The sequence below is a fragment of the Leifsonia sp. PARNA 1/14 genome (assembly GCF_055720965.1).
In genome coordinates, this window is sequence record NZ_JBVQSP010000001.1 from 401,913 (window position 1) to 426,430 (window position 24,518).

27 protein-coding genes are annotated in these 24,518 nt (G+C 71.4%); 13 read left to right on the forward strand and 14 right to left on the reverse strand.

The window, feature by feature from the left end; genetic code table 11:
- The coding region (locus AC0HS0_RS02020; RefSeq protein WP_472961306.1) for a response regulator at nucleotides 1-673 on the reverse strand (673 nt) is incomplete at its 3' end.
- A 122-nt stretch (nucleotides 674-795) separates the two neighbouring features.
- On the opposite strand from AC0HS0_RS02020, the gene AC0HS0_RS02025 reads away from it, so the two are divergent.
- Nucleotides 796-1,572, forward strand: coding sequence for an SGNH/GDSL hydrolase family protein (locus tag AC0HS0_RS02025; protein WP_472961308.1), 777 nt, complete (start codon nucleotides 796-798; stop codon nucleotides 1,570-1,572).
- A gap of 31 nt (nucleotides 1,573-1,603) precedes the next feature.
- Here AC0HS0_RS02025 and AC0HS0_RS02030 read toward each other — a convergent pair whose 3' ends face one another.
- Together AC0HS0_RS02030 and AC0HS0_RS02035 are read right to left on the reverse strand one after the other, a co-directional pair.
- Complete coding sequence (locus AC0HS0_RS02030) at nucleotides 1,604-2,494, reverse strand: aminodeoxychorismate lyase (RefSeq protein ID WP_472961310.1); 891 nt, start codon at nucleotides 2,492-2,494, stop codon at nucleotides 1,604-1,606.
- 70 nt (nucleotides 2,495-2,564) lie between these two features.
- Entirely contained in the window at nucleotides 2,565-2,858 is a 294-nt protein-coding gene (locus tag AC0HS0_RS02035; RefSeq protein ID WP_472961312.1) for an acylphosphatase, read from the reverse strand.
- Between the two features lie 32 nt (nucleotides 2,859-2,890).
- Between AC0HS0_RS02035 and AC0HS0_RS02040 the strand changes: the two genes are divergently transcribed.
- Complete coding sequence (locus AC0HS0_RS02040; RefSeq protein ID WP_472961314.1) at nucleotides 2,891-4,402, forward strand: DUF7059 domain-containing protein; 1,512 nt, start codon at nucleotides 2,891-2,893, stop codon at nucleotides 4,400-4,402.
- 11 nt (nucleotides 4,403-4,413) lie between these two features.
- Here the strand turns inward: AC0HS0_RS02040 and AC0HS0_RS02045 are convergent, their stop codons facing one another.
- The gene (locus AC0HS0_RS02045) at nucleotides 4,414-4,914 is read right to left on the reverse strand and encodes a metallophosphoesterase family protein (RefSeq protein ID WP_472961315.1); all 501 of its coding nucleotides are present in this window, start codon (nucleotides 4,912-4,914) and stop codon (nucleotides 4,414-4,416) included.
- Nucleotides 4,915-4,962: 48 nt separating this feature from the next.
- Between AC0HS0_RS02045 and AC0HS0_RS02050 the strand changes: the two genes are divergently transcribed.
- Entirely contained in the window at nucleotides 4,963-5,994 is a 1,032-nt protein-coding gene (locus tag AC0HS0_RS02050; RefSeq protein WP_472961316.1) for an aldo/keto reductase, read from the forward strand.
- Nucleotides 5,995-6,012: 18 nt separating this feature from the next.
- Here the strand turns inward: AC0HS0_RS02050 and AC0HS0_RS02055 are convergent, their stop codons facing one another.
- On the reverse strand, nucleotides 6,013-6,474 hold the full coding sequence (locus tag AC0HS0_RS02055; protein WP_472961317.1) for a WapI family immunity protein: 462 nt from the start codon (nucleotides 6,472-6,474) through the stop codon (nucleotides 6,013-6,015).
- The gene (locus AC0HS0_RS02060; protein ID WP_472961319.1) at nucleotides 6,471-7,064 is read right to left on the reverse strand and encodes an NADPH-dependent FMN reductase; all 594 of its coding nucleotides are present in this window, start codon (nucleotides 7,062-7,064) and stop codon (nucleotides 6,471-6,473) included. Before AC0HS0_RS02060 ends, AC0HS0_RS02055 begins: the two co-directional genes overlap by 4 nt.
- 188 nt (nucleotides 7,065-7,252) lie before the next feature.
- On the opposite strand from AC0HS0_RS02060, the gene AC0HS0_RS02065 reads away from it, so the two are divergent.
- On the forward strand, nucleotides 7,253-7,558 hold the full coding sequence (locus tag AC0HS0_RS02065) for a hypothetical protein (protein WP_472961320.1): 306 nt from the start codon (nucleotides 7,253-7,255) through the stop codon (nucleotides 7,556-7,558).
- 73 nt (nucleotides 7,559-7,631) lie between these two features.
- A complete protein-coding gene (locus AC0HS0_RS02070; protein WP_472961321.1) occupies nucleotides 7,632-10,622 on the forward strand; it encodes a helix-turn-helix transcriptional regulator in 2,991 nt (996 codons plus the stop codon).
- Nucleotides 10,623-10,643: 21 nt separating this feature from the next.
- Here AC0HS0_RS02070 and AC0HS0_RS02075 read toward each other — a convergent pair whose 3' ends face one another.
- Entirely contained in the window at nucleotides 10,644-11,060 is a 417-nt protein-coding gene (locus AC0HS0_RS02075) for a TraR/DksA family transcriptional regulator (protein WP_472961322.1), read from the reverse strand.
- Between the two features lie 71 nt (nucleotides 11,061-11,131).
- Here AC0HS0_RS02075 and AC0HS0_RS02080 point away from each other — a divergent pair, with 71 nt between their 5' ends.
- Nucleotides 11,132-11,422: a hypothetical protein gene (locus AC0HS0_RS02080; protein WP_472961323.1), complete on the forward strand. Its 291-nt coding sequence runs from the start codon at nucleotides 11,132-11,134 to the stop codon at nucleotides 11,420-11,422.
- A gap of 25 nt (nucleotides 11,423-11,447) precedes the next feature.
- On the opposite strand, the gene AC0HS0_RS02085 is transcribed toward AC0HS0_RS02080, so the two are convergent.
- The 4 genes from AC0HS0_RS02085 to AC0HS0_RS02100 all read right to left on the reverse strand — a co-directional run bounded on the left by AC0HS0_RS02085 (nucleotide 11,448) and on the right by AC0HS0_RS02100 (nucleotide 14,660).
- A complete protein-coding gene (locus AC0HS0_RS02085; protein ID WP_472961324.1) occupies nucleotides 11,448-11,936 on the reverse strand; it encodes a glutathione peroxidase in 489 nt (162 codons plus the stop codon).
- A 91-nt stretch (nucleotides 11,937-12,027) separates the two neighbouring features.
- Nucleotides 12,028-12,948, reverse strand: coding sequence for a sulfurtransferase (locus AC0HS0_RS02090; protein ID WP_472961326.1), 921 nt, complete (start codon nucleotides 12,946-12,948; stop codon nucleotides 12,028-12,030).
- Between the two features lie 79 nt (nucleotides 12,949-13,027).
- On the reverse strand, nucleotides 13,028-14,413 hold the full coding sequence (locus tag AC0HS0_RS02095; RefSeq protein ID WP_472961328.1) for an L-serine ammonia-lyase: 1,386 nt from the start codon (nucleotides 14,411-14,413) through the stop codon (nucleotides 13,028-13,030).
- 76 nt (nucleotides 14,414-14,489) lie between these two features.
- A complete protein-coding gene (locus AC0HS0_RS02100; protein WP_472961330.1) occupies nucleotides 14,490-14,660 on the reverse strand; it encodes a hypothetical protein in 171 nt (56 codons plus the stop codon).
- Between the two features lie 223 nt (nucleotides 14,661-14,883).
- On the opposite strand from AC0HS0_RS02100, the gene AC0HS0_RS02105 reads away from it, so the two are divergent.
- The 4 genes from AC0HS0_RS02105 (at nucleotide 14,884) to AC0HS0_RS02120 (ending at nucleotide 17,574) form a co-directional block, all read left to right on the forward strand.
- The gene (locus tag AC0HS0_RS02105; protein ID WP_472961332.1) at nucleotides 14,884-15,129 is read left to right on the forward strand and encodes a helix-turn-helix domain-containing protein; all 246 of its coding nucleotides are present in this window, start codon (nucleotides 14,884-14,886) and stop codon (nucleotides 15,127-15,129) included.
- Nucleotides 15,122-15,619, forward strand: coding sequence for a Clp protease N-terminal domain-containing protein (locus tag AC0HS0_RS02110; RefSeq protein WP_472961334.1), 498 nt, complete (start codon nucleotides 15,122-15,124; stop codon nucleotides 15,617-15,619). The genes AC0HS0_RS02105 and AC0HS0_RS02110 overlap by 8 nt, the downstream gene beginning before the upstream one ends.
- 123 nt (nucleotides 15,620-15,742) lie before the next feature.
- Nucleotides 15,743-16,759, forward strand: a complete 1,017-nt coding sequence (locus tag AC0HS0_RS02115; protein WP_472961335.1) for an ATP-binding cassette domain-containing protein — start codon at nucleotides 15,743-15,745, stop codon at nucleotides 16,757-16,759.
- Nucleotides 16,756-17,574, forward strand: a complete 819-nt coding sequence (locus AC0HS0_RS02120) for an ABC transporter permease (RefSeq protein WP_472961337.1) — start codon at nucleotides 16,756-16,758, stop codon at nucleotides 17,572-17,574. The genes AC0HS0_RS02115 and AC0HS0_RS02120 overlap by 4 nt, the downstream gene beginning before the upstream one ends.
- Nucleotides 17,575-17,643: 69 nt before the next feature.
- On the opposite strand, the gene AC0HS0_RS02125 is transcribed toward AC0HS0_RS02120, so the two are convergent.
- Nucleotides 17,644-20,910, reverse strand: coding sequence for an ATP-binding protein (locus tag AC0HS0_RS02125; protein WP_472961339.1), 3,267 nt, complete (start codon nucleotides 20,908-20,910; stop codon nucleotides 17,644-17,646).
- A 57-nt stretch (nucleotides 20,911-20,967) separates the two neighbouring features.
- On the opposite strand from AC0HS0_RS02125, the gene AC0HS0_RS02130 reads away from it, so the two are divergent.
- The 3 genes from AC0HS0_RS02130 (at nucleotide 20,968) to AC0HS0_RS02140 (ending at nucleotide 22,431) form a co-directional block, all read left to right on the forward strand.
- Nucleotides 20,968-21,549 (forward strand): class I SAM-dependent methyltransferase, encoded by a 582-nt coding sequence (locus AC0HS0_RS02130; protein ID WP_472961340.1) that lies wholly within the window; start codon nucleotides 20,968-20,970, stop codon nucleotides 21,547-21,549.
- Nucleotides 21,550-21,757: 208 nt separating this feature from the next.
- The gene (locus AC0HS0_RS02135) at nucleotides 21,758-21,991 is read left to right on the forward strand and encodes a FitA-like ribbon-helix-helix domain-containing protein (protein WP_472961341.1); all 234 of its coding nucleotides are present in this window, start codon (nucleotides 21,758-21,760) and stop codon (nucleotides 21,989-21,991) included.
- The gene (locus AC0HS0_RS02140) at nucleotides 21,988-22,431 is read left to right on the forward strand and encodes a type II toxin-antitoxin system VapC family toxin (RefSeq protein WP_472961343.1); all 444 of its coding nucleotides are present in this window, start codon (nucleotides 21,988-21,990) and stop codon (nucleotides 22,429-22,431) included. The genes AC0HS0_RS02135 and AC0HS0_RS02140 overlap by 4 nt, the downstream gene beginning before the upstream one ends.
- A gap of 64 nt (nucleotides 22,432-22,495) precedes the next feature.
- Here AC0HS0_RS02140 and AC0HS0_RS02145 read toward each other — a convergent pair whose 3' ends face one another.
- Nucleotides 22,496-22,987, reverse strand: coding sequence for a CoA-binding protein (locus AC0HS0_RS02145; RefSeq protein WP_472962095.1), 492 nt, complete (start codon nucleotides 22,985-22,987; stop codon nucleotides 22,496-22,498).
- A gap of 146 nt (nucleotides 22,988-23,133) precedes the next feature.
- Nucleotides 23,134-24,432 (reverse strand): O-acetylhomoserine aminocarboxypropyltransferase/cysteine synthase family protein, encoded by a 1,299-nt coding sequence (locus AC0HS0_RS02150; RefSeq protein WP_472961344.1) that lies wholly within the window; start codon nucleotides 24,430-24,432, stop codon nucleotides 23,134-23,136.
- Nucleotides 24,433-24,518: the final 86 nt, after the last annotated feature.

Below are 24,518 nucleotides of genomic sequence, written 5' to 3' on the forward strand. Positions count from 1 at the left end.
AGGACGTGCCGAACCGGTAACCGAATCCGCGAACCGTCTCGATGTATCTCGGCGCGCCGGGATCGTCCTCGACTTTGGCGCGCAGCCGTTGCACACAGTTGTCGACAAGACGCGAGTCGCCCAGGTACTCCTGCTCCCAGACCGAGGCGAGCAGTTGCTGACGGCTGAAGACGCGTCCAGGGGACGCGGAGAGCATCAGCAGCAGGCGGAGCTCGTTCGGCGTGAGCGAGAGAGGGGCGTCGTTCAGCGAGACCGTGAGCGATTCGGTGTCGATCCGCAGCCCTCGATGCTCGCGCACGCCGTCGTCGCCGGGGTCGATACGGCGCAGCACAGCCTGAATCCGAGCGTCCAGCACGACCGGCTGCACCGGTTTGACCACGTAATCGTCGGCGCCCGCGGCGAGGCCCTCCAGCACATCGAAATCGTCATCGCGCGCCGTCACCATGATGATCGGCACATCGCTGAGCAAGCGGAGGCGCCTGCACACCTCGAAGCCGCCGATACCCGGGAGCATCACGTCCAGCACGACGAGTTCGGGGAGACTTTCGCGTGCGAGCCTCAGTGCCGTCTTGCCATCTTCTGCGGTGCGCACCTGATGGCCGTGACGTTCGAGAGCGAGTTGCATGCCTCGGCGGAGCATTGGTTCGTCTTCGACGAGGAGAAGGGAGGACACCACGTCAGTATGCCCGCGTGTTTGCGGGGCTCCTCGCCCTCGCCGGGTCTCCCAGCCGATTGCGACACGGCCGCGACATGACGGAGGATCTCGGCGGACATGCGCTCGCCAGACTCGGTCGCATGACACTCAAACACACTCTCACCGTCGGTCTCTGCGGAATACTTCTCGCCACCTGCGTCGGCTGCGGCAGCATCCTGCCTCAGGCCTCTTCGACGCAGAAACCGTCGGAGACCGGCCCGTCCGCTCGTGTAGACGGCGTCGCCCGTGTGCTGTTCGTCGGCGACTCGATCGCGGATGGTCTGTCCGTGCCGCTCTCGTTCGCCATGGATGCGAGCGGTGTCGAATTCAGTTCGATCGCTGCGGCGGGAGGCGGAACCGTCGTCGGCGAACTGGGCGAAAGCACCCGGGCGGCGCTCGAGGAGCGGATCACCAGTGCGAAGCCGAGCGCGGTCATCTACCAGATCACCACGTACGATTGGGGAACCGCAGCTGAGCTCGAGTCGGCGTATGCACAGCTCGAGGCGCTGACGGCGAAGGCAGGTGCTGACCTGTTGATCGTCACCATGCCACCGATCCAGGCGGACGACTTCTACGCGCCTCACCTGGACGAACTCGCGCTCACATCGCCGGCGGCCAAGCGCGTGGTCGATGCGTCCGGCGGCCGCGCGCGCTTGCTCGACGCCGGCGCAGTCTGGGGAACGACCTTCGCCGCAGAGAGTGACGGTAAGCGATTCCGGAGCTCGGACGGTATCCACACCTGCCCGCAGGGCGCTGCCAGATTCACCAGCTGGCTCCTCGACGAGCTTGCCGGGATCTACCCGGGGTTCACCCCCGGATCACCTGCGAAGTGGGCGAATTCCGGGTGGACCGCGGACGAGCGCTTCGTGGGATGCTGACCGCTTGGCGCGAGACGGCCTGAGAGCGTCGTCAGTTCGTCCGCGACAGCAGGTACCGGTTGAGCTCGGCAGTCAGGTCGGGCTCAACCGCGTACTCGCGGCCGTCGAGGTGCGTGATCGGCGCCGCCTGGCGCACGCTGGACACCAGCCAGAGCGCGTCGGCGCCCGCCAGCTCGTCCACGCCGATGTGGCGGTACTCTGTCGCGTACCCGCGCTCCTCGAAGAACGCGAACACCGCCGCCTGGGTGGTGCCGGCGAGGATGCCCTGGTCGGTCTGCGGGGTGACGACGACACCGTCGGCGAGCAGGATGACGTTGGAGGTCGGGCCCTCCAGCGCGAACCCGTCGGAGCTGATGAAGATCACGTCGTCGGCGCCTCGGCGGGCGGCCTCCCGCTGGGCCGCGCGGTTGACGGCGTACGACAGGCTCTTCGCGCCCGCCAGCAGCCACGGGGAGGTCTCGGCGACGTCGTGTCGCAGCCCGCGGTCGAGCGTGACGACCGAGATGCCGAGGCGCTGCGTCGTGAAGTCCTCGCCCTCGTCGACGAAGATCCAGCCGCTCGGGGCGCCTGTGCCCTCGATTCCGCGGGTGTAGATCAGCTTGGCGAACAGCTCGCCGCCGTCGCCGTTGCGCGAGCGGTAGTCGGCGATGCCCGCCAGCACCGCCTCGTGCCAGACGTGCTCGGCGGGCTGAGGGAGGTCGAGCAGCTCTGCCGAGTGCGCAAGACGCATCAGGTGCGGCCCGAGCGCCTGCGGGTGGCCGTCGATGACGGCGATCGTCTCGAAGACGCCGTCGCCGCGCGTCACCGCGAGATCGGTGATGCGCACCTGCGGGGCGCCGAAGTCGGCGAGGGCGAACCCCTGGTCGCCGGGAGCGGGCTCGCCGGTGGGCACGGTGATGGTCAGCAGCGTCGCGCGGGTCATGGCCCTATTGTGCCCCTCGCCGGTGGCCCGTGTCAGGGCGTGGATGCGCGGCACACGCCGCCGCGTGCGTCTACTCGGTCTGGCGGATGCGGAAGGCATCGTCGCCGTCGGGGGCGGCCTCCGACACCCGCACGTTCTCGACTTCGCTGCCGGGAGGGCCGGAGCGCAGCCACGCGATCATCCGGTCGACGTGGGCGGCCTCGCCCTCGACCTCCACCTCGACGGTGCCGTCGGACCGGTTGCGGGCCCACCCGGTGACGCCGAGGCGGTGCGCCTCCTCGCGGGCGCTCCAGCGGAAACCGACGCCCTGCACCATCCCGGTCACCACGGCCCGCCTGCGTACGATGCTCTCTCGGGAAGTCACAGCGCCCATTGTGCTCCTGGTTGAATGGATCCGTGCGTTCCGCAGCCGTCTCCGCCCTCCGCTGCGACCTCCACGCCGCCGGCTTCACCGTCGACGGGCTCACCGCCCTGTGGGGGGAGTCGGCGTCGGCTGCGCTGTTCCGCGGTCGGCGAGTACCCGCTGAGCGGGCGCTCGCCGCAGCCGAGGTGACAGCGCAGGGCACTCTCGCCGCCCTCTTCGTGCTCGGAAGACCCGTGCCGCGCGCGGACGCCGCCGCTGCCCTTCCGGCGCTCGGCCTCGAAGGCGCGGTAGAGCTGGGCCTCGTGTCCGTCGGCGAGACGGTCTCGCCCGCCGTCGACCTCCGCCCGTACGCGTTCGTCGACGCGGTCGGACCAGCCGAGTGGTGGATCGTCTCGGACCTCGGCGAGCTGGCCCTCGGCGGTGCGCTGCCGGAGGACCACGTCCTCGGTGTCGGCGGTGCCTCCCTCACCCTCAGCGGCCTGATGCTGCAGCGGCCGGTGCGCTCCGCCCTCGACCTCGGCACGGGCTGCGGCATCCAGGCGCTGCACGCCGCCCGCCATGCGGAGCGTGTCGTCGCCACCGACATCTCCGAGCGCGCGCTGCGGCTCGCGGCGCTGAACGCCGAGCTCAACGAGGTGGAGGGGATCGAGTTCCGGCTCGGCAGCCTGTTCGATCCGGTGGACGGCGAGATGTTCGACCACATCGTCTCCAACCCGCCGTTCGTCATCACGCCGCGGGTGGAGGGCGTGCCCGCCTACGAGTACCGCGACGGCGGCATGGTCGGCGACGCGCTGGTCGCCGCGTTCGTCTCCGGCTGCGGCGAGCACCTGACCCCGGGAGGCGTCGCCCAGCTGCTCGGCAACTGGGAGTACCGCGGCACGGGCGACGCGCTCGACCGCGTGCGCGGGTGGGTCGACGAATCCGCGCGACCCCTCGACGCCTGGGTGATCGAGCGCGACACGGAGGACGCCGCCCAGTACGCCGAGACCTGGATCCGCGACGGCGGCACCCGGCAGGGTACGCCGGAGTTCGATCGGCTGGAGGGCGCCTGGCTCGACGACTTCGAGGCCAGGGACGTGCGGGAGGTCGGCTTCGGCTACGTGCTGCTGCGACGCGCCGAGGGCCTCCCGACCCTGCGCCGATTCGAGCGGAGGCACGGGTCGCTCGGCACGAACGAGGCGGGGCTGGGCGTGCACCTCGGCGATTGCCTGGCCGCGCACGACGCGCAGGCCGAGCTCGACGACGATGCCGTGGCCGGCCTCCGGCTCACGGTCGCGCCCGACGTGACCGAGGAGCGGCACCTGTGGCCGGGCGCCGACGCTCCGACCGCGATCCTCCTGCGCCAGGGCGGCGGCTTCGGCCGCGTCGTCTCGGCCGACACCGGTCTGGCCGCGCTCGTCGGAGCGTGCGACGGCGAGCTGCCCGTCGGCGCGATCGTGGCGGCGCTCGCGCAGCTCCTCGAGGTCGACGAGCCCGCGCTGCGCGCCGACCTCCTCCCCGCCGTCCGAGCCCTCTTCGTCGATGGCCTCCTCACCCTCCCGTAGCCGCGCCGCCCTCAGCGAAGCGGGAGGGGGACGAGGCGCACGTCGGTGAGCCGCGCGTCGGCGAGCTCGGCGGTCAGGTACGTGCAGAACGGCTGGCGGCGGCGGTCGGTGGGCGAGCCGGGGTTCAGGAGGCGCAGGCCGCCCGGCGCGACCGTGTCCCAGGGGATGTGCGAGTGTCCGAACACCAGCACGTCGGTGTCGGGATGGTCGCGCTCGCAGCGCAACTCGCGCCCGGTGGCCGGCCCGGTCTCGTGAACGACTGCGAACCGCAGCCCGCCGAGCTCGACGCGCGCGACCTCCGGAAGCCGCCGCCGCAGCGATGGGCCGTCGTTGTTGCCCCAGACACCGATCAGCCGTCGGGAGCGCTTCTCCAGCAGGTCGAGCGTCGCGTCGTCGACCCAGTCGCCGGCGTGGATCACCACGTCGGCGTCGTCGATCGCGGAGAGCACCTGCGCCGGCAGCGCCCGTGCCCGCTTCGGGACGTGCGTGTCGGACAGCATCAGCAGCTTCACGCTGGCAAACGGTAGGCGAAAACGGCGGGCGAGGCTAGCGTCGAGGCCATGGACCTCAGGACCCTCGGAAACAGCGGAACGATCGTGTCCGCCTTCGCACTCGGCACCATGACCTTCGGGGCGGAGGCCGACGAAGCCACCTCGCACGCCATCCTGGAACGCTATCTGGATGCCGGAGGCACGTTCGTCGACACGGCCGACGTCTACAGCGCCGGCGTCTCCGAGTCGATCATCGGGCGCTGGCTCGCCCGCAACCACGGCCGGCGCGACCAACTGGTCATCGCGACGAAGGGCCGGTTCCCGATGGGGGAGGGCTCGAACGACGTCGGCCTCTCGCGTACCCACCTGCGCAAGGCCCTCGACGACTCTCTGCGCCGGCTCGGCGTGGACCACATCGACCTCTACCAGCTGCACGCGTGGGACGCCCTGACCCCGCTCGACGAGACGCTGCGGTTCCTCGACGACGCCGTCTCGGCCGGCAAGATCAGCTACTACGGCTTCTCGAACTACCTCGCCTGGCAGCTGACGAAGGCCGTCGCCGTCGCGGACGGCTACGGTTTCGTGCCGCCGGTCACGCTGCAGCCGCAGTACAGCCTCCTGGTGCGCGGCATCGAGCACGAGATCGTGCCGGCCGCGATCGACGCCGGCGTCGGGCTGCTGCCGTGGTCGCCGCTCGCGGGCGGCTGGCTGAGCGGCAAGTACCGCCGCGACCAGGCGCCGACCGGGGCGACACGCCTGGGCGAGAACCCGAAGCGCGGCATGGAGGCCTTCGACGCCCGCAACGCCGACCCGCGCACCTGGGAGGTCATCGACGCCGTGCAGGCCGTGTCCGAGGAGACCGGGACGAGCATGTCGCAGGTCGCCCTGGCCTGGCTGGTCGACCGTCCGGCCGTGACGAGCGTCATCCTGGGCGCGCGAACCATCGAGCAGCTCGACGACAATCTCGCGGCCGCCGACCTCGTCCTGAGTGACGAGCAGCGCACCCGGCTCGACGACGTCAGCACGCCGCGCACCGAGGTCTACCCGTACGGGCCGCAGGCGGTGTCGCAGCGGCACCGCAAGCGCGAGGGCGGCCGCTAGGGCGAGTGTCGGCGACGGTCAGCCGCGCAGCGCCGCAGCCTCGGCGGTGAAGGCGACGGCGGCCCGTTCGACGTCCTCCGGCGGCAGGTGGAGGCCGAGCACCACGTCGGTCGTCCGGCGCTGCGCCCCCGGCTCCCCGGGAGGCGGCGGGCCGTCGTCGACGCTCGACATCCCGAGCACGGCGACGCGCAGCTCTACGCCCCCGCCCGGCACGCGTCGGCCGGCGAGCGACAGCGCGGGGGATCGGAAGGTGAGTGCCGTCCACTCGTCGGCGCCGAGCGTGAGATCGCCGGGCAGACCGGCGAGCCAGGCGCCCAGCCCCGTCGCCTCGTCGTGGCCGAGCAGCGGTGCGGTCAGGGTCCAGCGACGGTCGCCGTCGGCGGCGTCGACGCGCACGACGACCGCGTCGCCGTCGCGGTCGAGAGCGCTCACGGCGACACTGAGCGGGGCCTCGGCGTCCTCCAGGAGCACGCGCGTCACCGCGGCGCCGGCACGACGGTCAGCACGCGCTCGATGTACTCGAAGAACGACACCATGAACCCGCGGAGGAACGCCTCCGTCGACTCGTCGGTCACCGAGCCGTCGTCGTCGATCAGACCGGGACGCATCTGGATGTAGGCCTCCGGCGCGTTCATCTGCGGAGCCTGCAGGAAGCTGAGCACGCTGCGCAGCTGCTGCTGCGCGACCGCGGTGCCGATCGCTCCGGACGAGGCGCCGATCACGGCCGTCGCCTTGCGGGCGATCACGTTCTCGCCGTAGGGGCGGCTCGCCCAGTCGATCGCGTTCTTCAACGCGCCGGGGATGGAGCGATTGTATTCGGGCGTGACGAACAGCAGCGCATCCTGCGCGGCGATCGACGCTTTGTAGTCCCGCGCGACCTGGGGGAAGTCCCCGTCGAAGTCGCGGTTGTAGAGCGGGAGGCCGCCGATCTCGATCTCGGTGAACACGAGTTCGTCCGGGGCGAGGTGGAGCAGGGCCGTCGAGAGCCTCCGGTTGATGGAGACCGACGAGAGGCTGCCGACGAAATAGCCGACGCGATAGGGAGGCTGCAGCTCGTTGATCGTTGCCATGGTGTCAGCTTGCGCCGACGGCGGCATCGTGTCGACCCCCGCCGTGTGCGCGCCGCCTCGTGAGGTGGGGGCCGACCCGTTCTGAGGCGGCGGCCGGCCGGAATAGGGCATCTTCCCGATGTGGGAGGGGGTCCTTAGCGACGAGTCTGAGGGAGTCGAAGAAAGCAGTGCAACGAAGGGTGAGGATCATGATGCTGTCCGAGGAGTTCGTCGCCGGTCGCGTGTACGAGGGGGACGCCCGCCGGGCCGAGCAGGAGCGCGAGCTGGTGCGCCGCCGCCGTGAGCAGCGCGCGGAGCGTCGCGCCGAGCACGCCGCTCAGCACGCCGCCGAGCGTGCCGCCCGGAGCCTGCGGCGGCACCCGGCTCCTGCCGCGCCGGAGGGGCTCGCGATGTCGATCGCTCCCGCGGCGGATCCGGTGCGAGAGCCGGCCGGGCAGCCCGTCGCCGAGTCGGCGGCCGAGCCGCAGCGGGAGCTCGCTCACGCCGCCCGGTGACGGTCGTTCTGCCCTGCGCGAAGCCGGGCGCGGGAGGGGTGAGGATGTCGGTGGTGCGTGGCACGATGAGGCCATGCGATCACCGGCGTCCAGCCCCACGATGATCGGGCGCGAGTCCGACCTCGAGGCGCTGCGCGACGAGCTCCGCGCCGTCGACGACGGTGGCGGCCTGCGCGCCGTCGTCATCGGCGGGGAGGCCGGCATCGGCAAGTCCCGGCTGCTCGCCGAGTTCCTCGCCGAGGCCGAGGGCTCCGCGACGGTGCTCCTCGGTCGCTGCGTCGACCTCGGCAACGACGGAGCCCCGTACGCGCCGTTCGCGAGCATCCTGCGCCGGCTGATCGAGCTGCGCGGGCTCGACACGGTCCTCGCCGCCGCGGGGCACGGAGCGGGTGTACTGCCCGTGCTGCTGCCCGAACTGGCCGACGACTCGGCCGTCCCCGCACGCACCGGCGCCGAGCGCCTCTACGAGCTGGTCACGGTGCTGCTCGAGACGCTGTCGGCCGACCGGCCGCTCGTGCTCGCGGTAGAGGACATCCACTGGGCCGACTCCGCCACGCTCGAACTGCTGCGGTTCATCGTGCGGATGGCCGAGCGCGGGCGCATCCTCGTGCTGCTCAGCTACCGCAGCGACGAAGTCGGGCGCGGCCACCCGCTGCGGTCCTACCTCGCCGAGCTCGAGCGCACGCGCCGTCTCACGCGGTGGGAGCTCGCCCGGCTCGGCCGAGACCAGGTGGAGGCCCTGATCGCCCGTCTGCTCGGCTGCGAGCCCGACGCCGCGACGGTCGACCGCGTCTACGAGATGAGCGAGGGCGTCCCGTTCTTCGTCGAGGAGCTGATCGGAATCGACGGTCTCGCGACGGGTGAAGACCTCCCCGAGACGCTGCGCGAACTCCTCCTCGCGCGCTTCGAGAAGCTCAGCGATCCGACTCAGCAGCTGCTGCGCCTGGTCTCGGCCGGCGGAGTCTGCGTCGATCACGAACTGCTCACCGCCGTCTTCGACGGAACAGCCGACGAGCTCGACGCCGCAGCACGGGAGGCCGTGGTCGCCAACGTGCTCGCGGCCGACACGACCGAGTACACGTTCCGTCACGCGCTGGTGCGCGAGGCCATCCACGCCGACCTGCTGCCGGGTGAGCGCAGCCGTTTCCACCGTCGGTTCGCCGAGGCGCTCGAGGCCGGTCCGCAGCGCTCCGCCACGCAGCTCTCCACCCACTGGCTCGCGGCGCACGATCTGAGGCGGGCGTTCATCGCGTCGCTCGAGGCGATGGAGGAGGCGCGGCGCTCCTATGCGTACGCGACGGCCGCTGCGATGGGCGACCGCGCGCTGGAGCTCTGGGACAGCGTCCCCGACGCGCAGGAGCTCAGTGCCGGCGCGCTCGGCATCACGAGCCGCACCGACCTGCTGTCGCGCACGGCCTCGGCGCTCCGCAACGCGGGAGACAACGAGCGCGCCCTCGCGATGGTGAACGCCGCCCTCGAATCGGAGGACGACCTCCCGCCCGCCCGGTGCGCGCGCCTGCTGCGCGACAAGGCGCAATACCTGATGAACCTCAACCGGCCGGGGGTCATCGAGCTGTTGCAGCAGGCGCTGGAGGCCGTGCCTCCCGGTTCGCTCCCCGCCGGCGACGGCCTGCGGCCTCAGCTACTCACCGAGCTCGCCGCCCGCTACATGCTCGCCGCCCGCTTCGACGAGGCGGTCGCACTCACGTCGCAGGCGGTCGACGAAGCGGGGAGCGGCGCCGAGGCGCTGCTCTCGGTCGCCCACAACATCCGCGGCAGCTCACTGGTCGCCGCGGGATCGATCGAACGCGGTCTCGCCGAGCTCGACGAGGCCGGCCGGCTGGCCGAGCACGACCCGGGTGCCGCGCTGCGTTACGCCGTCAACGCGTCCGACGCGATGAACACCCTCGGACGGTACGAGGAGGCCGTGCGCCTCGCCGAGCGCGGCGCCCGTGAGGCGCGTGCCCGCGGAGTCGAGCGCACCTCCGGCGTCATCCTCTCGTCGAACACGGTCGAGCCGCTGCTCGCGCTCGGCGAGCTCGACCGCGCGGAGGCCATGCTCGATCCGGCGCTCGCCCTCGACCCGCCGCCGAGTTTCCGGGCTCATCTGCAGCGCATGAAGCTCTGGATCACGCTGTGGCGCGGCGATCTCGACACGGCCGAGGCGCTGCTGCGCCGCTGGCACGGCGGCCTGCGCACGCTGGGTGAGCTGGAAGTGCAGTCCGAGCTGGGCGTCGCGCGGCTGGCCGCTGAGCTGGCGATCGCGCGTGGTGACCACCTGGGCGCCTGGGAGGCGACCGCGCCCGTGCGCGCGGTCACGCATCACCGGCTCCCGGCCTCCGACCTCCCGGTGCTCGCGGCGGCCGCGCGCGCTCTCGCCGACGGCGCGTTCCGTGCGGCCCGGGAGGCTGGTGCGTCCGGTGGCGTCGACGCCCTCGACGGCCTCGACGTGGCGGGGGAGGCCGCCCGGCTGGACGCGGTGCTCGCGGCGATAGAGACCTGGCCGACCGCCGCCGCGTGGGGTCCGGTGATCCGCGCCGAGCTCGCCACGGCGCTTGCGGCTGTAGGGAGTCGAGACGGATCGGACAGCGAGTCGGCTCCCGATCGCTACGCCGCCGCCCGCGCTGCCTGGCAGGCCGCGATCGAGGCGACGGGCTCGTCGCTGGCACCCGCGCACCTCCATCCCTACGCGCTGGTGCGCGCCGCCCGGGTCGCCCGGGCCGCCGGAGACGGCGGCGCGGTCGAGCAGCTCGCCGCTGCAGCCCGCGGTGAGGCCGGGCGCTCGGGGTTCGGCCTCCTCACGGAGGCCGCCACCGCACTGGCGTCGTCGCGCAGCAACCGGGCGGGGCACGGAGAGGCCGCCGTCGGCCCCGGGGCGCCGTTGACCGAGCGCGAGGAGCAGGTGCTCGCGCTCATCGAGCAGGGCCTCAGCAACAAGCAGATCGGCGAGGCGTTGTTCATCTCCGCCAAGACCGCGAGCGTGCACGTCTCGAGCATCCTGCGCAAGGTCGGCGCCTCCAGTCGCACCGAGGCGGTCTACCGCGCGTCGCGCGCCGGCCGGTAGCGACCGACGGCCCAGCCGCGCTCAGCGCTCGGCGGCGACGGCGCAGACGATGCAGAGCTCGGTCGTCGGACGCGCCTCCAGCCGCTGCACGCCGATCGCCCGGCCGCACGACGCGCAGGTGCCGTAGCGACCGGCCCGGATGCGCTCGCGGGCCGCGTCGACCGCCGCGATGTCAGCGGCCGTCTCCGACCGGAGCGCCTGCAGCCGGCTCCATTCGGCGCTGAGCGTCGGCCCTTCCGGGTCGTGCTCGTCGTCGGCGGTCGACTCCGACCGCGACGACAGCAGGCTGCCCAACGCCTCGGCATGGCGCTGCGCCTCGGCGACGTCCCCCCGACGTCGCTCATCCAGCATCCTGTCGAAGGTCTCCAGTTCCTCAGTCGTCAGGTTGACGTCCTGGATGATGTAGAGCTCTCGTGTGTCCGGTGATTCGGTGTGCATTCGCGCACCCCCTTCCGATCCCGCCGTGTCAGCGTACGTCATGGTAGGCCTCCGCGCCGTAGGCTCGGCGCGTGCCTTCGTTTCGTGTGATCATCCCCGTCGGGCGGCTGCGCGCCGACGTGCCTGCGGCCTCCATCGAACCCGCCGCCGCCGCAGCGACGGCCGAACTCGCGACAGTGGAGGCCTCGAGCGTCGACATCGTCAGCCGCGAGGCTCGGCTGACGGTGCGGTTCACCGCCGACCGATCGGCCGAGGCTCTGCGCGTCGCCGAGCACACCGTCGCCGCCGTGCAGTTGCTCGCTGAGACGGGGTCGTGGCGGCTCACCGAACGGGTGGGAGGCCGCTGGTTCCGGCGCGCCTGAGCCTGGGCGCCGAGCCAGTAGGCGATCAGGCGACCGCCGGAAGCGCCGCCTCGATCAGGCCGACGATGCGCGGGTCATCCGGCTCGGTCTGCGGACGGAAGCGGTGCACCGCACCGTCGGGCGTGATGACGAACTTCTCGAAGTTCCACTTGACCTTGCCGGCCTTGCCCTCGACGTCCGGGTGCGTCGTCAGCTCGGCGTAGAGCGGGTGCGCACTGCGTCCGTTCAGCCGCACCTTCTCCATCATCGGGAACGTGACGCCCCACGTCGTGGAGCAGTACTCCTTGATCGCGTCCGTGGAGCTCAGCTCCTGGAGGAACTGGTTGCTCGGGAAGCCGATCACGGTGAAGCCGCGGTCGCCGTACGTCTCCTGCAGCTTCTCGAGCTTCTCGTACTGCGGTGCGAGTCCGCAGCGCGATGCGACGTTGACGACCAGGATGACCTTGCCCGCGTAGTCGGACAGGCTGCTCGGCGCCCCGTCGATGGTGTGGAACGGAATCTCCATCAGGGTCATGCTCCGAGCCTACGTCGCGCCTTGACACCGAGTGCCCGATTGCGGCGAAGACCCAGGATCGCCATTGCCGGTCCCGGAGACCCGCGACGGATCACAGCCTCGCGAGCGGCGCCTCCGGGTCGGACGCCCACTCGCTGAGCGAACCGTCGTAGACCGTCACGTCGTCGCGGCCGAGCAGGGCGAGGGCGAGGGCGTCCGCCGCGGCCGCTATCCCGCCTCCGCAGTAGGCGACGATCGGGTCGGCGGACGACAGCACGTCGGCGAAGAGCGCGCTGAGCTCGGCGCGAGGAAGGAACGCGTTCGTCGTGCGGTCCACGAGCCGCACGGCCGGCGCGCTCACGCTGCCCGGGAGGTGCCGCGCGGCGAAGTCCCGCGGCGGAGTTCCGCAGACCAGCGTTCCGACGCGGTCGCCGGCCAGCACAGCCGCGACGTCGTTCCGGTCGCTCCAGAACCCGGGGAGTTCTGCGACGGGCAGGAGGCCGGCGGGGTGCGGCTCGATGTCGCCGGTCTCGAGCGGGCGGTCCTCTCCGCTCCATTTGGTGACGCCGCCGTCGAGAACCGCGACGCGGTCGTGCCCGAACGAGCGGAACAGCCACCACAACCGGGAGGCCCACTGCCCGACCGCCGCGTCGTAGATCACGACGGTCGTGCCGGCCTCCACACCGAGGGCCGCCGCAGCGCTCGCGAACGCCTCGGCGCCCGGACGCGTGAACGGGAACCGTGCGGTCGGATCGCTGAACGGGTCGAGGAGGTCGGCGAAGACTGCGCCGGGCAGGTGGCCCTCGCGGTACCGGTTCAGGCCGCTCGTGTAGCCGACGCGTCCATCGGCGTCCGTTGCGGCCACGACCGTGGCGTCGACGACGACCAGGCCGTCCGATCCCAAGTGGTCGCACAGCCACTGGGTCGACACCAGCGGCCCGGCGAGCGCGGCGCCGAGCGCGGCACCGTGGAGGTCGGGAGCGGGGAGGGTCTCGGGGCTGGCCTGGCCGGAGCGATCGGTCGTGATGGTCATGCCGACCACGCTAACCGGGGCCTCCGACGTCGCCTACGGACGTCGCAACCGGGCGTAACGCGTGATCAGCGCCCCCGGCTCAGCACTCGATGACGTTGACCGCCAGTCCGCCCTCGCTGGTCTCCTTGTACTTCGTCGACATGTCGAGGCCGGTCTGCCGCATCGTCTCGATCACCGTGTCGAGAGAGACCAGGTGCGAGCCGTCGCCGTGCAGCGCGAGCCGGGCCGCCGAGATCGCCGTGGAGGAGGCGATCGCGTTGCGCTCGATGCACGGGATCTGCACGAGGCCGCCGACCGGGTCGCAGGTCAGGCCGAGGTGGTGCTCCATCGCGATCTCGGCCGCGTTCTCCACCTGCTTGGGCGTGCCGCCGAGCACGGCGCAGAGCGCGCCGGCCGCCATCGCGCAGGCCGATCCGACCTCCGCTTGGCATCCGCCCTCCGCGCCGGAGATCGAGGCGTTCGCCTTGAAGAGCGACCCGATGGCCGTCGCGGTGAGCAGGTACTTGCGGATGCCGTCGAGTGTCGCGCCCGGGACGAAGCGGAGATAGTAGTGGGCCACCGCAGGAACGATGCCGGCGGCGCCGTTCGTCGGCGCGGTGACGACGCGGCCGCCGGACGCGTTCTCTTCGTTGACCGCCAGGGCGAAGGCGTGCAGCCATTCCAGCGACGTGGCGCGGCCCGGGTCGTCCTGCACCCTCTCGAGGTGCTCGCGCATCGCGGCGGCGCGGCGCTTCACGCCGAGGCCGCCGGGGAGGGTGCCGTCGCCGGCCAGACCGCGTGCGACGCACTCGGCCATGGCCTCCCAGATCAAGTCGAGGCGTGCGTCGGTGGCCTCAGCCCCGTGGAGGGCGACCTCGTTGCGGCGCGCGACCTCGCAGATCGGGATGTCGAGCCGCTCGCAGATCGCGAGGAGCTCTTCCGCCGAGTCGTAGGGCAGGGGATGGGCGGCGCGGGCCGCGAGGTCGGCCTCCTCGCCGTCGCGGCGGATGAAGCCGCCGCCGATCGAGTAGTACGTCTCCTCCAGCAACGGCAGCGGCTCGCGCGTGCCGTCGGCCGAGCGTCCCCAGGCCCGGAGGGTGAGCGCGTTGGGGTGGCCGGGGAGGCGCGTGCGCGGCTCGAAGTCGATGTCGTCCTTCGACAGCGGGATCTCGCGCAGGCCGGCCAGCAGCAGCGTCGTGCCCGGCTCGATCGCCGACCAGGCTCCGCGCACGTCCTCGGGGCGGCAGTTCTCCGGCTCGTTGCCGCGCAGACCCGCGACGACGGCGTCCGGGGTGCCGTGGCCGATCCCGGTGGAGCCGAGGGATCCGTAGAGCGTGCAGGTGACCTGGTCGACCCGGTCGAGGAGGCCGTCGGCGGCGATCCGGTCGGCGAACGCCTTCGCCGCCCGCAAGGGGCCGACGGTGTGCGAACTCGAGGGGCCGATGCCGATCGAGAACAGGTCGAAGGCGGAGACGTACGCTGTCACTTCATCAGTGTACGTCGCTCTGCGCGCGGGATTTCCGCGCACGGGTGCGCATCCGCGCGGATATCGTGCGCGTCGGTCAGGTTCGACGCGGCTGCACGCGAGCGTCGCCCGGCGGGCACCACGTGCTCTCCAGCCCGCCCTCGAGGGCCGAGTACTCCACGAGGAACTGGCCGCCCTCGTCCGGTCCCTCCACCACGACTCCGGGGCGATCCCCGAGCCATACGGTCGTGCCGACGCCGATGTCCATGCCGGTCAGGATACGCGCAGTCGACCGGTCCGCGGCCGACGGAGGGGTTCTGGGGCCGCAGGCGACCAATGCGCGTGAGTGGAGGAGATTCTGCCCGATAAATGCTGCGTCCCCTCCGTTGTCCGCGCGGAGGCAGCGCAGCGACGCGCATCTCCTCCGCAAGAAGCAAGGTGGAGTAGCAACTTAAGTTGACAAACTCGAATAAGCAACTAAAGTTGCTCCTATGAACCCTCCATCCACACCCGCGCCCGACCCGCTCGGCGGGGTCGCCGACGGCCTCGCCGCCGTCGTCGCCCTCCGAGAGCTCGCCGACCGGCTCGAAGACGCGGAGGTCGAGCACGCCCTCCGCGACGGCTGGAGCTGGACCCAGATCGCCGACGCCCTCGGCGTCACCCGCCAAGCCGTGCACAAGAAGCACCTGCGCCGCGTCGCCGCGGCCGGCATCGCCCTCAGGAGACGAAATGTCTGAAACCGCCAACAACGCCCCCGGGCAGCCGCTCTCCAAGGCCGTGCGCGCGGTCGTCATCGCCTCGGTCGCCGAGGCGCAGCGCCGCAACTCGACCCTTGTCGAGGCCGAGCATCTGCTGCTCGCGCTGTCCCGCGACGGCAGCAGCCCGATCCGCGACGTGCTCGCCGACGCCGGCCTCGACCCGACCGGGCTGGAGGCCGCCCTGCTCGCCGAGCGCGAGGCCAGTCTCCGCGTGGCCGGCGTCGAACCGCAGGGGGAGGAGCGCCTCGTCTCCTCACCGCGCGTCGCCCGCCCGCGCTGGGGCGCCTCCGCGAAGGAGGCGCTGTCGCGTGCGCACCGTGTGGCGTCGGCGAACCGCCGTCAGCGCTCCGGCGAGGCCGACCTCGCGACCGCGATCCTCGGCCTCGAACTCGGCACCGTCCCGCGTGCGCTCCTGCTCGCCGGCGTCGATCGTCCGGCGGTCGTCGCCGCGGTCCGCACCGTCGGTTAGCGGCATCCGCCGCCTCTCTCACCGCCGCTTACACCCGTGCGGCGGCTCTGTAAGCACGCCGTAAGCGCCGTGTAAGCGCGCCCGGCGAGCATCGACTCATCCACCTCATCAGGAAGGACCACCATGACTCGCAGCACCGAGTGGGCCGTCGAGGCCCACGGGCTCGTCAAGGTCTTCGGCGACAACCGGGCGGTCGACGGCGTCGACCTGAACGTCCGAGCCGGCACCGTCTACGGTGTCCTCGGCCCGAACGGCGCCGGGAAGACCACCACCATCTCCATGCTCGCCACCCTGCTCCGGCCAGACGGCGGAGACGCATTCATCTTCGGGCACGACATCCGCAAGGAGCAGCAGGTCGTCCGCCAGCTGCTGGGCGTGACCGCCCAGTTCGCCTCGGTCGACGAGACGCTCTCGGCCAACGAGAACCTCATGATCTTCGCCCGCCTGCTCGGACTGAGCGGCCGGGAGGCGAAGGCCAAGACCGCCGAGCTGCTCGAGGAGTTCGGGCTGACGGACGCCGCCAAGCGTCCGCTGAAGAAGTTTTCTGGCGGTATGCGCCGCCGGCTCGACCTCGCGGCCAGCCTCATCGCGCAGCCGCCGCTGATCTTCCTCGACGAGCCGACCACCGGCCTCGACCCGCGCACCCGCGCACAGATGTGGGACACGATCCGTCGCCTGGTCTCCACGGGCTCGACGGTTCTGCTCACCACGCAGTACCTCGACGAGGCCGACCAGCTGGCCGACCGCATCGCGGTCATCGACCGCGGCCGCGTCGTCGCAGAGGGCACCGCCGACGAGCTCAAGGCCTCGGTCGGCGAGTCCTCGCTGCAGCTGCGCCTGACCGACCCGGCCGACATCGAGGACGCCCGCCGCGCCATCGCCACCGTGCTCGGCGTGGAGGCTGTCGTCTCGCCCGAGGGATCGCGGCTCACCGCGCCCATGCGCGACGCCGACGCCGTCACCGACCTGTTCGTGACCTTCCGTGAGGCGGGCATCCACCTTCAGGAGATGTCCGTGCAGAAGCCGACCCTCGACGAGGTGTTCCTGACGCTGACCGGCCACGGCGTCGAAGACGAGAAGACCGCGGACGAGTCCGCCGAGACCGAGAAGGCCACCACCTCAGAAGGAGTCCGGGCATGAGCGCCATCGCCACCATCACTCCGCCCTCCGAGCGGAACCTGAAGAACCACGTCAGCCTCAGCCAGACGGTGTCCAACACGATCACGATGGCCCACCGCGGCCTCCTGAAGATCAAGCGGACGCCCGAGCAGCTGTTCGACGTGACGCTTCAGCCGATCATCTTCACGATCATGTTCGCGTACCTCTTCGGAGGTGCGATCGCCGGCGACGTGCAGGCGTATCTTCCGACGCTGATCCCGGGTGTGCTGGTACAGACGGTCATCACGACCTCCGTCGTCACGGGCGTCCAGCTGCGGGAGGACATGGACAAGGGCGTGTTCGACCGGTTCAAGTCGATGCCGATCGCTCGCATCGCGCCGCTGTCCGGAGCGCTGCTGGCCGATACGTTGCGCTACACGATCGCGACGACGATCACCTTCGTGGTCGGTTTCGCGATCGGCTACCGCCCGGCGGCCGGGCTGGGGTTCGTCATCCTCGCGGGTCTGCTGGTCATCTTCTGCTCCTGGGCGATCAGCTGGATCTTCGCCTTCTTCGGCGTGATCGCCCGCACTGCGGGCTCGGTCCAAGGCATCTCGTTCCTGGTGCTCTTCCCGCTGACGTTCTTCTCGAACGCGTTCGTGGGAGTCCAGACGCTCCCGAGCTGGCTGCAGGGCTTCGTCAACGTGAATCCCGTCTCCCACCTCGTGACGGCCGTCCGCGACCTGACCGCCCACGGCACGTTCGGCGTCGACGGGTGGCTCGCACTGCTGGGCGCGGCGGTCATCGTCGCGGTCTTCGCACCCCTCACGGTGCGCGCCTACATGCGGAAGGCCTAGCCTCCCGCCCACGGTCAGCGGCCGTCGTCTCCTGCGGAGGGAGGCGGCGGCCGCTTTGCGTTCCCTGCCTCAGGGACGCACGTCGCGGAGGAGGGCCAGCCCACGCACCGCGGCCCCATCGCGAGTGAGCGGGGAGACCGCCGCCTCCGCCGCTCCCAGTCGTTCGTCGCCCCATATGCGGCGTACCCGCGCGGCGAGCGGCGCCCGCCTCAGACTTTCGATGTCCTGGCGCGAGTTGGACCGCTCGGCCAGCGCGAACAGCTCCAGTCCGGTGTCGACCCACGCGTCTCCGCGCGCGGCGCCGACCTCCGCGTCGAGCATCCAGATCGCGAAGCCGAGCAGGCCGGTGCCGATCACCGGCTTGTCGAGGTACGGCGGGTTCAGGCGCCCGCTCACCAGTACGCGCGTGCGGAGCCTCCAGGCCGCCGCTTCGGTGTCGCCGCGGTCGAGGAGGTCGGGGGCGGTTTCGTGCGCCCGCAGCCGGGCGGCGACCAGCGCCGCTCCGAGGATGATCAGCCAGGGGTTGGCGACCGCGTCGCGCTCCACGGCCGAGTCGTCCAGGTAGACGCCGATCGCCTCGTCGTACAGCCGGACGCCTTCGGTGAAGTCGCCCTCGGCCAGGGCGATCTCGGCCATGCCCGCGAAGCCGATCCCGTAATAGTCGACGTAGTCGAAACCGGTGCGGTCGACCTCCTCGTACAGGTAGTTCTCGAGGAGCTCCCTCCCGCGTGCGATGTCTCCGGCCGAGATCGAGTTGACGGCGATCAGCCAGTCCAGCTGGCGCAGGTCGCCGGTGGCTTGGAGGAGCGCGAGGCCGGCGTGCGCGCGCTCGGCCCACTCGAGCGCCTCGCGCGGGTGGGCGAGCTGGCTGTGCAGCTGGGCGAGCGCCTGCGCTGCCGACGCGATCGACCAGGCGTCGTCGGCCTCCAGCGCTTTGGCGTGGGCGTGGGCGGCGGTGGCGAGGGCCTGATCGAGTTCGCCCGCGTTCTCCTGCAGCTGGGCGGTGAGGAGGCTGCCCATCGCCGCCAGCTCGGGGTCCGCCGAGCGGCTGAACTCCGCGAGCAACCGCATCCCGGGGGCGACATGGCCGGCCGAGAGCACCAGCCCGGCGATGGCGTCGAGGCGGGGATCGCCGAAGGGCTTCTCGCGACGCAGCTTGCGCAACCGCGAGATCGCCCGCACAGCGGTACGCAGCCCTGCATAGAGGAACGTCCCGCCCACGAGCGCGTAGCAGGCGGCTGCGGCCTCGCGGTCGTCGCCCTCCGGCTCCCATCCCGAGAGCGCGTCCATCACTGCCGGGCCGAAGCCGAGGACCTCCGTGTGGGTGCTCCGCAGCGACCAATAATAGGCCAGCACCGCGAAGACGGCCGCGGCTGTCGCTTGGCGCCGGCCGTCGATCGCCGAGCGCAGCACCGCGACCAGATTGTCCTGTTCGGCCGTCACCAGGACGAACGTCGGCACCTGCTCCGGCCCGTGCATGTGGGCGAGCGCGTGACGTGCGAAGCCCACCGCCCAGGCATCCATGCCGGCGCGCACCTCGTCGGTCTCGCCCGCGGAGGTCAGCTCCAGGTCGCCGAACTCGCGCACGGTCTCCAGCATCCGGTAGCGGAGGATCCCGGTCTCCGCGTCCTCCGTCACGGTCACGAGCGACTGCGCCACGAGCGCGTCCAGGTCATCGAGCACCGACGCGGCGCCGGGCCCGGCCACTGCCTCGGCCGCCGCGGCGCTGAAGCCGTCGGGGAACGCCGAGAGCCGGCGCATCAGCGACTGCTCGGACGCGCCGAGCAGGTTCCAGCTCCAGTCGATGACGGCGAACAGCGTGCGGTGGCGCTCGGGAGCGGTGCGGTCGCCGCCCGTCAGCAGCACGAACCTGTTGCTCAGCCGCCGCTCGATCTCCTCCACCGACAGCGAACGCGTCCGGGCCGCGGCGAGCTCGATGGCGAGGGGCAGGCCGTCGAGCCGTGCGCACAGCCGGGCCACGGCCTCCGCCGGCAGCACGACGCCGGGGCGCGCCGCTCGCGCCCGCTCGGCGAAGAGTCGGCCCGCCGGCCCGTCGTCGTCGGCGGCCAACGGACCGAGGGCGTAGACACGCTCGGCCCCGATCGCGAGCGGCGCCCGGCTGGTGGCGAGCACCCGAACGGTCGGCGTCGACGACAGGATGTCCTCGATGTAGGCGGCGGCGGCGTCCACGATGTGCTCGCAATTGTCGACGATCAGCAGCGTCTCCCGCTCCGAGAGCAGCCCCAAGATCCGCGAGCGCAGATCGAGCTGCGCGCCCGGGTCTGTGAACCGGGTCGCCCTGGCTTCGCGGATCCCCAGGGTGGAGGCGAACGCGAGCTCCACGTCGTCGCCCGTCCGCACGCTGGCCAGCTCGACCAGGATCACGGCGGGCATGTGGATGGCGCGCTGGCCGATCTCGTTCGCGAGGCGCGTCTTGCCGAGGCCGCCAGCACCCAGAATCGTCGTCAGCCGGGAGGTGGCCACCAGGTCCTCGACGGCATCGAGGTCGTACTCGCGCCCGACGAGCGAGTTCGGGGCCGTGCGGAGCCCGATGCGCACCCGGCGCGGCGCGAGCGGCTCCCGCGCGTCGTCCTCGGCGAGCAGCTGTGCGTTGAGGGCGACCAGCTCGGGACCGGGACGCGTGCCGAGACGGTCGAGCAGGGCCTCCTTGAGGTCGGCGAACGCCAGCAGGGCGTCGCTGCGCCGGCCGGCTTCGGCCAAAGTGCGCATCCGTTCGGCGTGGAGGGCCTCGTCGTAGGGGCGCTCCGCGAGCAGCTGCCGGAGGTCGGCGAGAGCGGTCGCGGAGTCGCCCCTGTCGCGTGCAGCGCCCGCGCGGACCGCGAGCAGGTCGGAGCGCAGCTCGCGCGCCGCGGTGGCGAGCTCGTCGGCGAGGCGGGTGCCGCTCAGCTCGAGGCCGGGCTCGCCCCTCCAGAGTGCCAGGCCGGCGCTCGCGGCGCGCGCGGCCTCGACGGGGTCGCCCGCCTCCCGGGCGGCGTTCGCCCGCTCGAGCAGGACGCGTGCGAGCCCGAGGTCGGTGTCGCCGGGCTCCACCGCCAGCGCGTACCCGGACGGGGTCGACTCCAACAGGCCGTCGGCAGTGGTCGTCCGCACCCGCGAGACCAGGGTCTGCAGGGCCGCGCGCTCCTGCCGCGGGGGCGCGTCGTCCCAGAGGTCCTCGACCAGCGCGGCCACCGATGCCGCACCGCGTGCCAGCACCAACGCCACCACGAGGCTCTTGCCCCGCATGCCCGACGGCTCGGAGAGAACGCCCGTCCGGTCCTCGACGAGCACCGGGCCGAGCACGGCGACACGGAGGCTGGAGGGTGCGGATTCCACTCGCCGATCTTAGCCAGGGCGGGGGCTCGCGCGCGGCACCGCGCGTAGGCTCAGCCCATGGCGTTCGACTGGTCGCAGTTCTACGAGAAGCAGGGCGGCCGCGGAGTGCGCCCCACGTTCGAGGCGGCGCTGGACGCGTGGACCTCCGAACCGGGGCTCGCCATCGATCTCGGGTGCGGCGACGGCGTCGAGACGCGCGAGCTCGCGGAGCGCGGGTGGCGGGTGCTGGCGGTCGACTCCGACCCCGGGATCGACGACCGCGTCAGGGAGGGGCTCGCCGAAGAGGCGTCTGCCCGCGTCGAGACCCGGCGCGCTACCTTCGAGGCGCTGGGCGAGCTGCCGCACGCCGACCTGGTGTACGCCGGCTTCGCACTCCCGTTCTGCGACCCGACCCGCTTTCCCTATCTCTGGGCGGATATCCGCGATGCCATCGAGCCGGGCGGCCTGTTCGCGGGAGAGCTGTTCGGGCCCGACGACGAGTGGTTCGGGCGACCGGGCATGAATTTCCACGACCGCAGCGGTGTGGAGGCCATGCTCACCGGGCTGGAGGTGCTGCGGCTCGTGGAGGACGACCGTCGCGGGATGTCGTTCGAGGGGCCCAAGCACTGGCACGTGTTCCACATCGTGGCGCGGGCCTGAGCAGGCCGCCCCCGCGACCCGATTCTTCACCCGGGATTCCTCCACACGGCGCGACCTGAACGGCTTCTCCACGGGTCCTGCGCGCGCCGGTCGCGCGGCATTCCCGCTCGATCACGATGGAGGCACGGCGCGCTCGAGAACGCGATCATCGCCCGTCGTCAAAGAAGGAGAACCTGCACAATGCATCTACTGCTGCTGAACTGCATGCATGCCCATTTCGATCACGATCCGTTCGGTTCCCGACGAGGTCCGCGACGAGCTCGCCGCTCGCGCGGCGCGTTCGGGGCGATCACTTCAGGAGTACCTCGTGCATGAACTCACCCACCTCGCCGGCAAACGCCCGATCGACGACGTTCTCGACAGCGTCCGCCGCCGCGCCGAGCATTTTCCTCCGATCGACCGCGAGATCGTTCTCGACATCATCGCCGGAGGTCGTGAATGATCAAGGTTGCGGAGGGGCTGCCCGAAACCGTCGTCGTCGACACCTGCGCGTTCATCGATCTGCTCATCGATCCGTCCGCGGCAGGCCAGGCGGTTGCCGAGAGGCTCCGGGGTCGAGACCTCGTGGCGCCTGATCTCATGTTCGCCGAGGCCGCGAACGTCCTGCGCAAGCTCCGGCTGCGTGGCCTCCTCAGCGACGGGGAAGCCTCCATGGCCTACGCGGCGCTCCTCGAGCTGCCTATCGAAGCGTGGCCGTTCGAGGCGGTCGAGCACCGCGTCTGGGAGCTCCGGGCGGGCATGAGTGCCTCCGACGCGGCGTTCGTCGCGCTCGCCGAACTGCTCACCGCCCCGCTCGTGACGAGCGACGGCCGGCTCGCGCGAGCGGTCGAGACGCTGCCGGCGTCGCGGGTGCGACGAGTGGAGGTGGTCGACGCTCGCTGAGCGGCCGGGGTGCTGGTCAGCGGACAGCCTTCAGCGGATGGTGGCGGTCAGCGGATGGTGGCGGTCAGCGGATGGTCTTGCGCGCTGTGATCTGACCGGTGTCGAAGCCGAGAAGGTGCAGGCCGCCGTGGAAACGGGCGTGCTCGATCTTGATGCAGCGGTCCATCACAACCGTGAGGCCGAGCGACTCTCCGTACTCCGCAGCCTCCTGGTTCCAGATGCCGAGTTGCACCCACACGGTCGGAACACCGAGCGCGGAAGCCTCGTCGATCACGCTCGGGATGTCGCTGGGGCGGCGGAACACATCCACGACGTCCGGCACTTCTGGCAGCGAGGCGAGGTCGGGATAGGCCTGGTGACCCAGAATCGTGTCGGCGTTCGGGTTGACGAAGTAGACGCGAAAATCGGTCGACTGCAGAAGGTACGTTCCGACGAAGTAGCTCGAGCGGGTCGGGTTGGAGGACGCTCCGACGATGGCGACAGACCTCGCATTACGGAGGATGCGCAGACGTTCCTTGGCGTCGGGACCGGTCCAGGTGCGCTGCGACTTGAGCAGCTTCGCGAGGGGGGAGTCCGCCGGAACGGAACAGCTGAGCCCGTTCACGAGCTGGACGTCGGTCGTCTGTGCGTCGGTCGTATGCGGGTCTGTCGTCTGTGCGCCCGTCGTCTGTGCGTCGGTCAGCCGGGTGCCGCTGTCCGTCGTCATGCTGCCGTCTCCTTCAGCGCTGCGGTGAGCGCTTGGTCCAGATCGTAGATGATGTCGTCGACGTCTTCGATGCCGACGCTGATGCGCACGACACCGGGCAGCACACCGGCGTCGAGGAGCTGCTGCTCCGTCAGCTGCGCGTGGGTCGTCGACGCGGGGTGGATCACGAGCGTCTTCGCGTCGCCGATGTTCGCCAGGTGGCTGGCGAGGTTGAGCGACTCGATCAGACGCTGGCCGACCTCCCGGCCGCCGGCGACGACGAACGAGAACACGGCGCCGGGGCCCTGGGGGAGGTACTTCTGCGCGCGCTCGTGGTGCGGATGCTCCGGCAGGCCGGCCCAGAAGACCTTCTCGATGCGCGGGTCCGCGTCGAGCCACTCGGCGACGGCGCGGGCGTTGTCCACGTGGGCCTGGATGCGGTACGGCAGGGTCTCGACGCCCTGGGCGAGAAGAAACGCCGAGTGCGGGGCGAGCGACGGACCGATGTCGCGCAGCTGCTCGGCGCGCAGGCGGGTCAAGAAGGCGTACTCGCCGAAGTTGCCCGACCACTGCAGGCCGCCGTACGAGGGGACCGGCTCGCCGAACAGCGGGAACTTCTCGGTGTGCCAGTCGAAGCGGCCGCTCTCGACGACGACGCCGCCGAGCGTCGTGCCATGGCCGCCCAGGAATTTGGTGGCCGAGTGGATGACGATGTCGGCACCCCACTCGATGGGGCGGTTCAGATACGGCGTGGCGATCGTGGAGTCGATGATGAGCGGGAGCCCCGCGGCGTGCGCCACCTGGGCGAGCCCCTCGATGTCGGCGATCTCGCCGGACGGGTTGGCGATCGTCTCGGCGAAGACGAGCTTCGTGCGGTCGTTGATGGCCGCGGCGTAATCCGCCGGGTCCGAGCTCTGCACGAAGGTCGTGTCGACGCCGAACCGACGGAGGGTGACGTCCAGCTGGGTGATCGATCCGCCGTACAGGTTGGCGGAGGCCACGATGTGGTCGCCGGCGCCTGCGAGGGAGGCGAAGGTGATGTACTGCGCGCTCAGGCCGCTCGCGGTCGCGACCGCGCCGAGCCCGCCTTCGAGGCTCGCGATGCGCTCCTCGAAGGAGGCGACGGTCGGGTTCGCGAGGCGCGAGTAGATGTTGCCGTACTTCTGCAGCGCGAAACGTGCCGCGGCGTCAGCGGTGTCGTCGAAGACGAAGGCGCTCGTCTGGTAGATCGGGAGGGCGCGAGCACCGGTCACGGGGTCGGGGATGTTGCCCGCGTGGATCGCACGCGTCCGGAAGCCATATTCGCGATCAGCCATGCGGCCACGCTACCGGAGGGCGTACGCGCCCCGGGGCGGCCGATCGTAATACGCGGACATCGTTCGCGTGGGAGCCGACGACGAGG

Bases quoted from the DNA above. Each gene is read 5' to 3' on its own strand.
- AC0HS0_RS02025 (WP_472961308.1), top strand. From the start codon at position 796: ATGACACTCAAACACACTCTCACCGTCGGTCTCTGCGGAATACTTCTC.
- AC0HS0_RS02030 (WP_472961310.1), bottom strand. From the start codon at position 2,494: ATGACCCGCGCGACGCTGCTGACCATCACCGTGCCCACCGGCGAGCCC.
- AC0HS0_RS02050 (WP_472961316.1), top strand. From the start codon at position 4,963: ATGGACCTCAGGACCCTCGGAAACAGCGGAACGATCGTGTCCGCCTTC.
- AC0HS0_RS02060 (WP_472961319.1), bottom strand. From the start codon at position 7,064: ATGGCAACGATCAACGAGCTGCAGCCTCCCTATCGCGTCGGCTATTTC.
- AC0HS0_RS02065 (WP_472961320.1), top strand. From the start codon at position 7,253: ATGATGCTGTCCGAGGAGTTCGTCGCCGGTCGCGTGTACGAGGGGGAC.
- AC0HS0_RS02070 (WP_472961321.1), top strand. From the start codon at position 7,632: ATGCGATCACCGGCGTCCAGCCCCACGATGATCGGGCGCGAGTCCGAC.
- AC0HS0_RS02075 (WP_472961322.1), bottom strand. From the start codon at position 11,060: ATGCACACCGAATCACCGGACACACGAGAGCTCTACATCATCCAGGAC.
- AC0HS0_RS02085 (WP_472961324.1), bottom strand. From the start codon at position 11,936: ATGACCCTGATGGAGATTCCGTTCCACACCATCGACGGGGCGCCGAGC.
- AC0HS0_RS02090 (WP_472961326.1), bottom strand. From the start codon at position 12,948: ATGACCATCACGACCGATCGCTCCGGCCAGGCCAGCCCCGAGACCCTC.
- AC0HS0_RS02100 (WP_472961330.1), bottom strand. From the start codon at position 14,660: ATGGACATCGGCGTCGGCACGACCGTATGGCTCGGGGATCGCCCCGGA.
- AC0HS0_RS02105 (WP_472961332.1), top strand. From the start codon at position 14,884: ATGAACCCTCCATCCACACCCGCGCCCGACCCGCTCGGCGGGGTCGCC.
- AC0HS0_RS02110 (WP_472961334.1), top strand. From the start codon at position 15,122: ATGTCTGAAACCGCCAACAACGCCCCCGGGCAGCCGCTCTCCAAGGCC.
- AC0HS0_RS02115 (WP_472961335.1), top strand. From the start codon at position 15,743: ATGACTCGCAGCACCGAGTGGGCCGTCGAGGCCCACGGGCTCGTCAAG.
- AC0HS0_RS02120 (WP_472961337.1), top strand. From the start codon at position 16,756: ATGAGCGCCATCGCCACCATCACTCCGCCCTCCGAGCGGAACCTGAAG.
- AC0HS0_RS02130 (WP_472961340.1), top strand. From the start codon at position 20,968: ATGGCGTTCGACTGGTCGCAGTTCTACGAGAAGCAGGGCGGCCGCGGA.
- AC0HS0_RS02135 (WP_472961341.1), top strand. From the start codon at position 21,758: ATGCCCATTTCGATCACGATCCGTTCGGTTCCCGACGAGGTCCGCGAC.
- AC0HS0_RS02140 (WP_472961343.1), top strand. From the start codon at position 21,988: ATGATCAAGGTTGCGGAGGGGCTGCCCGAAACCGTCGTCGTCGACACC.
- AC0HS0_RS02150 (WP_472961344.1), bottom strand. From the start codon at position 24,432: ATGGCTGATCGCGAATATGGCTTCCGGACGCGTGCGATCCACGCGGGC.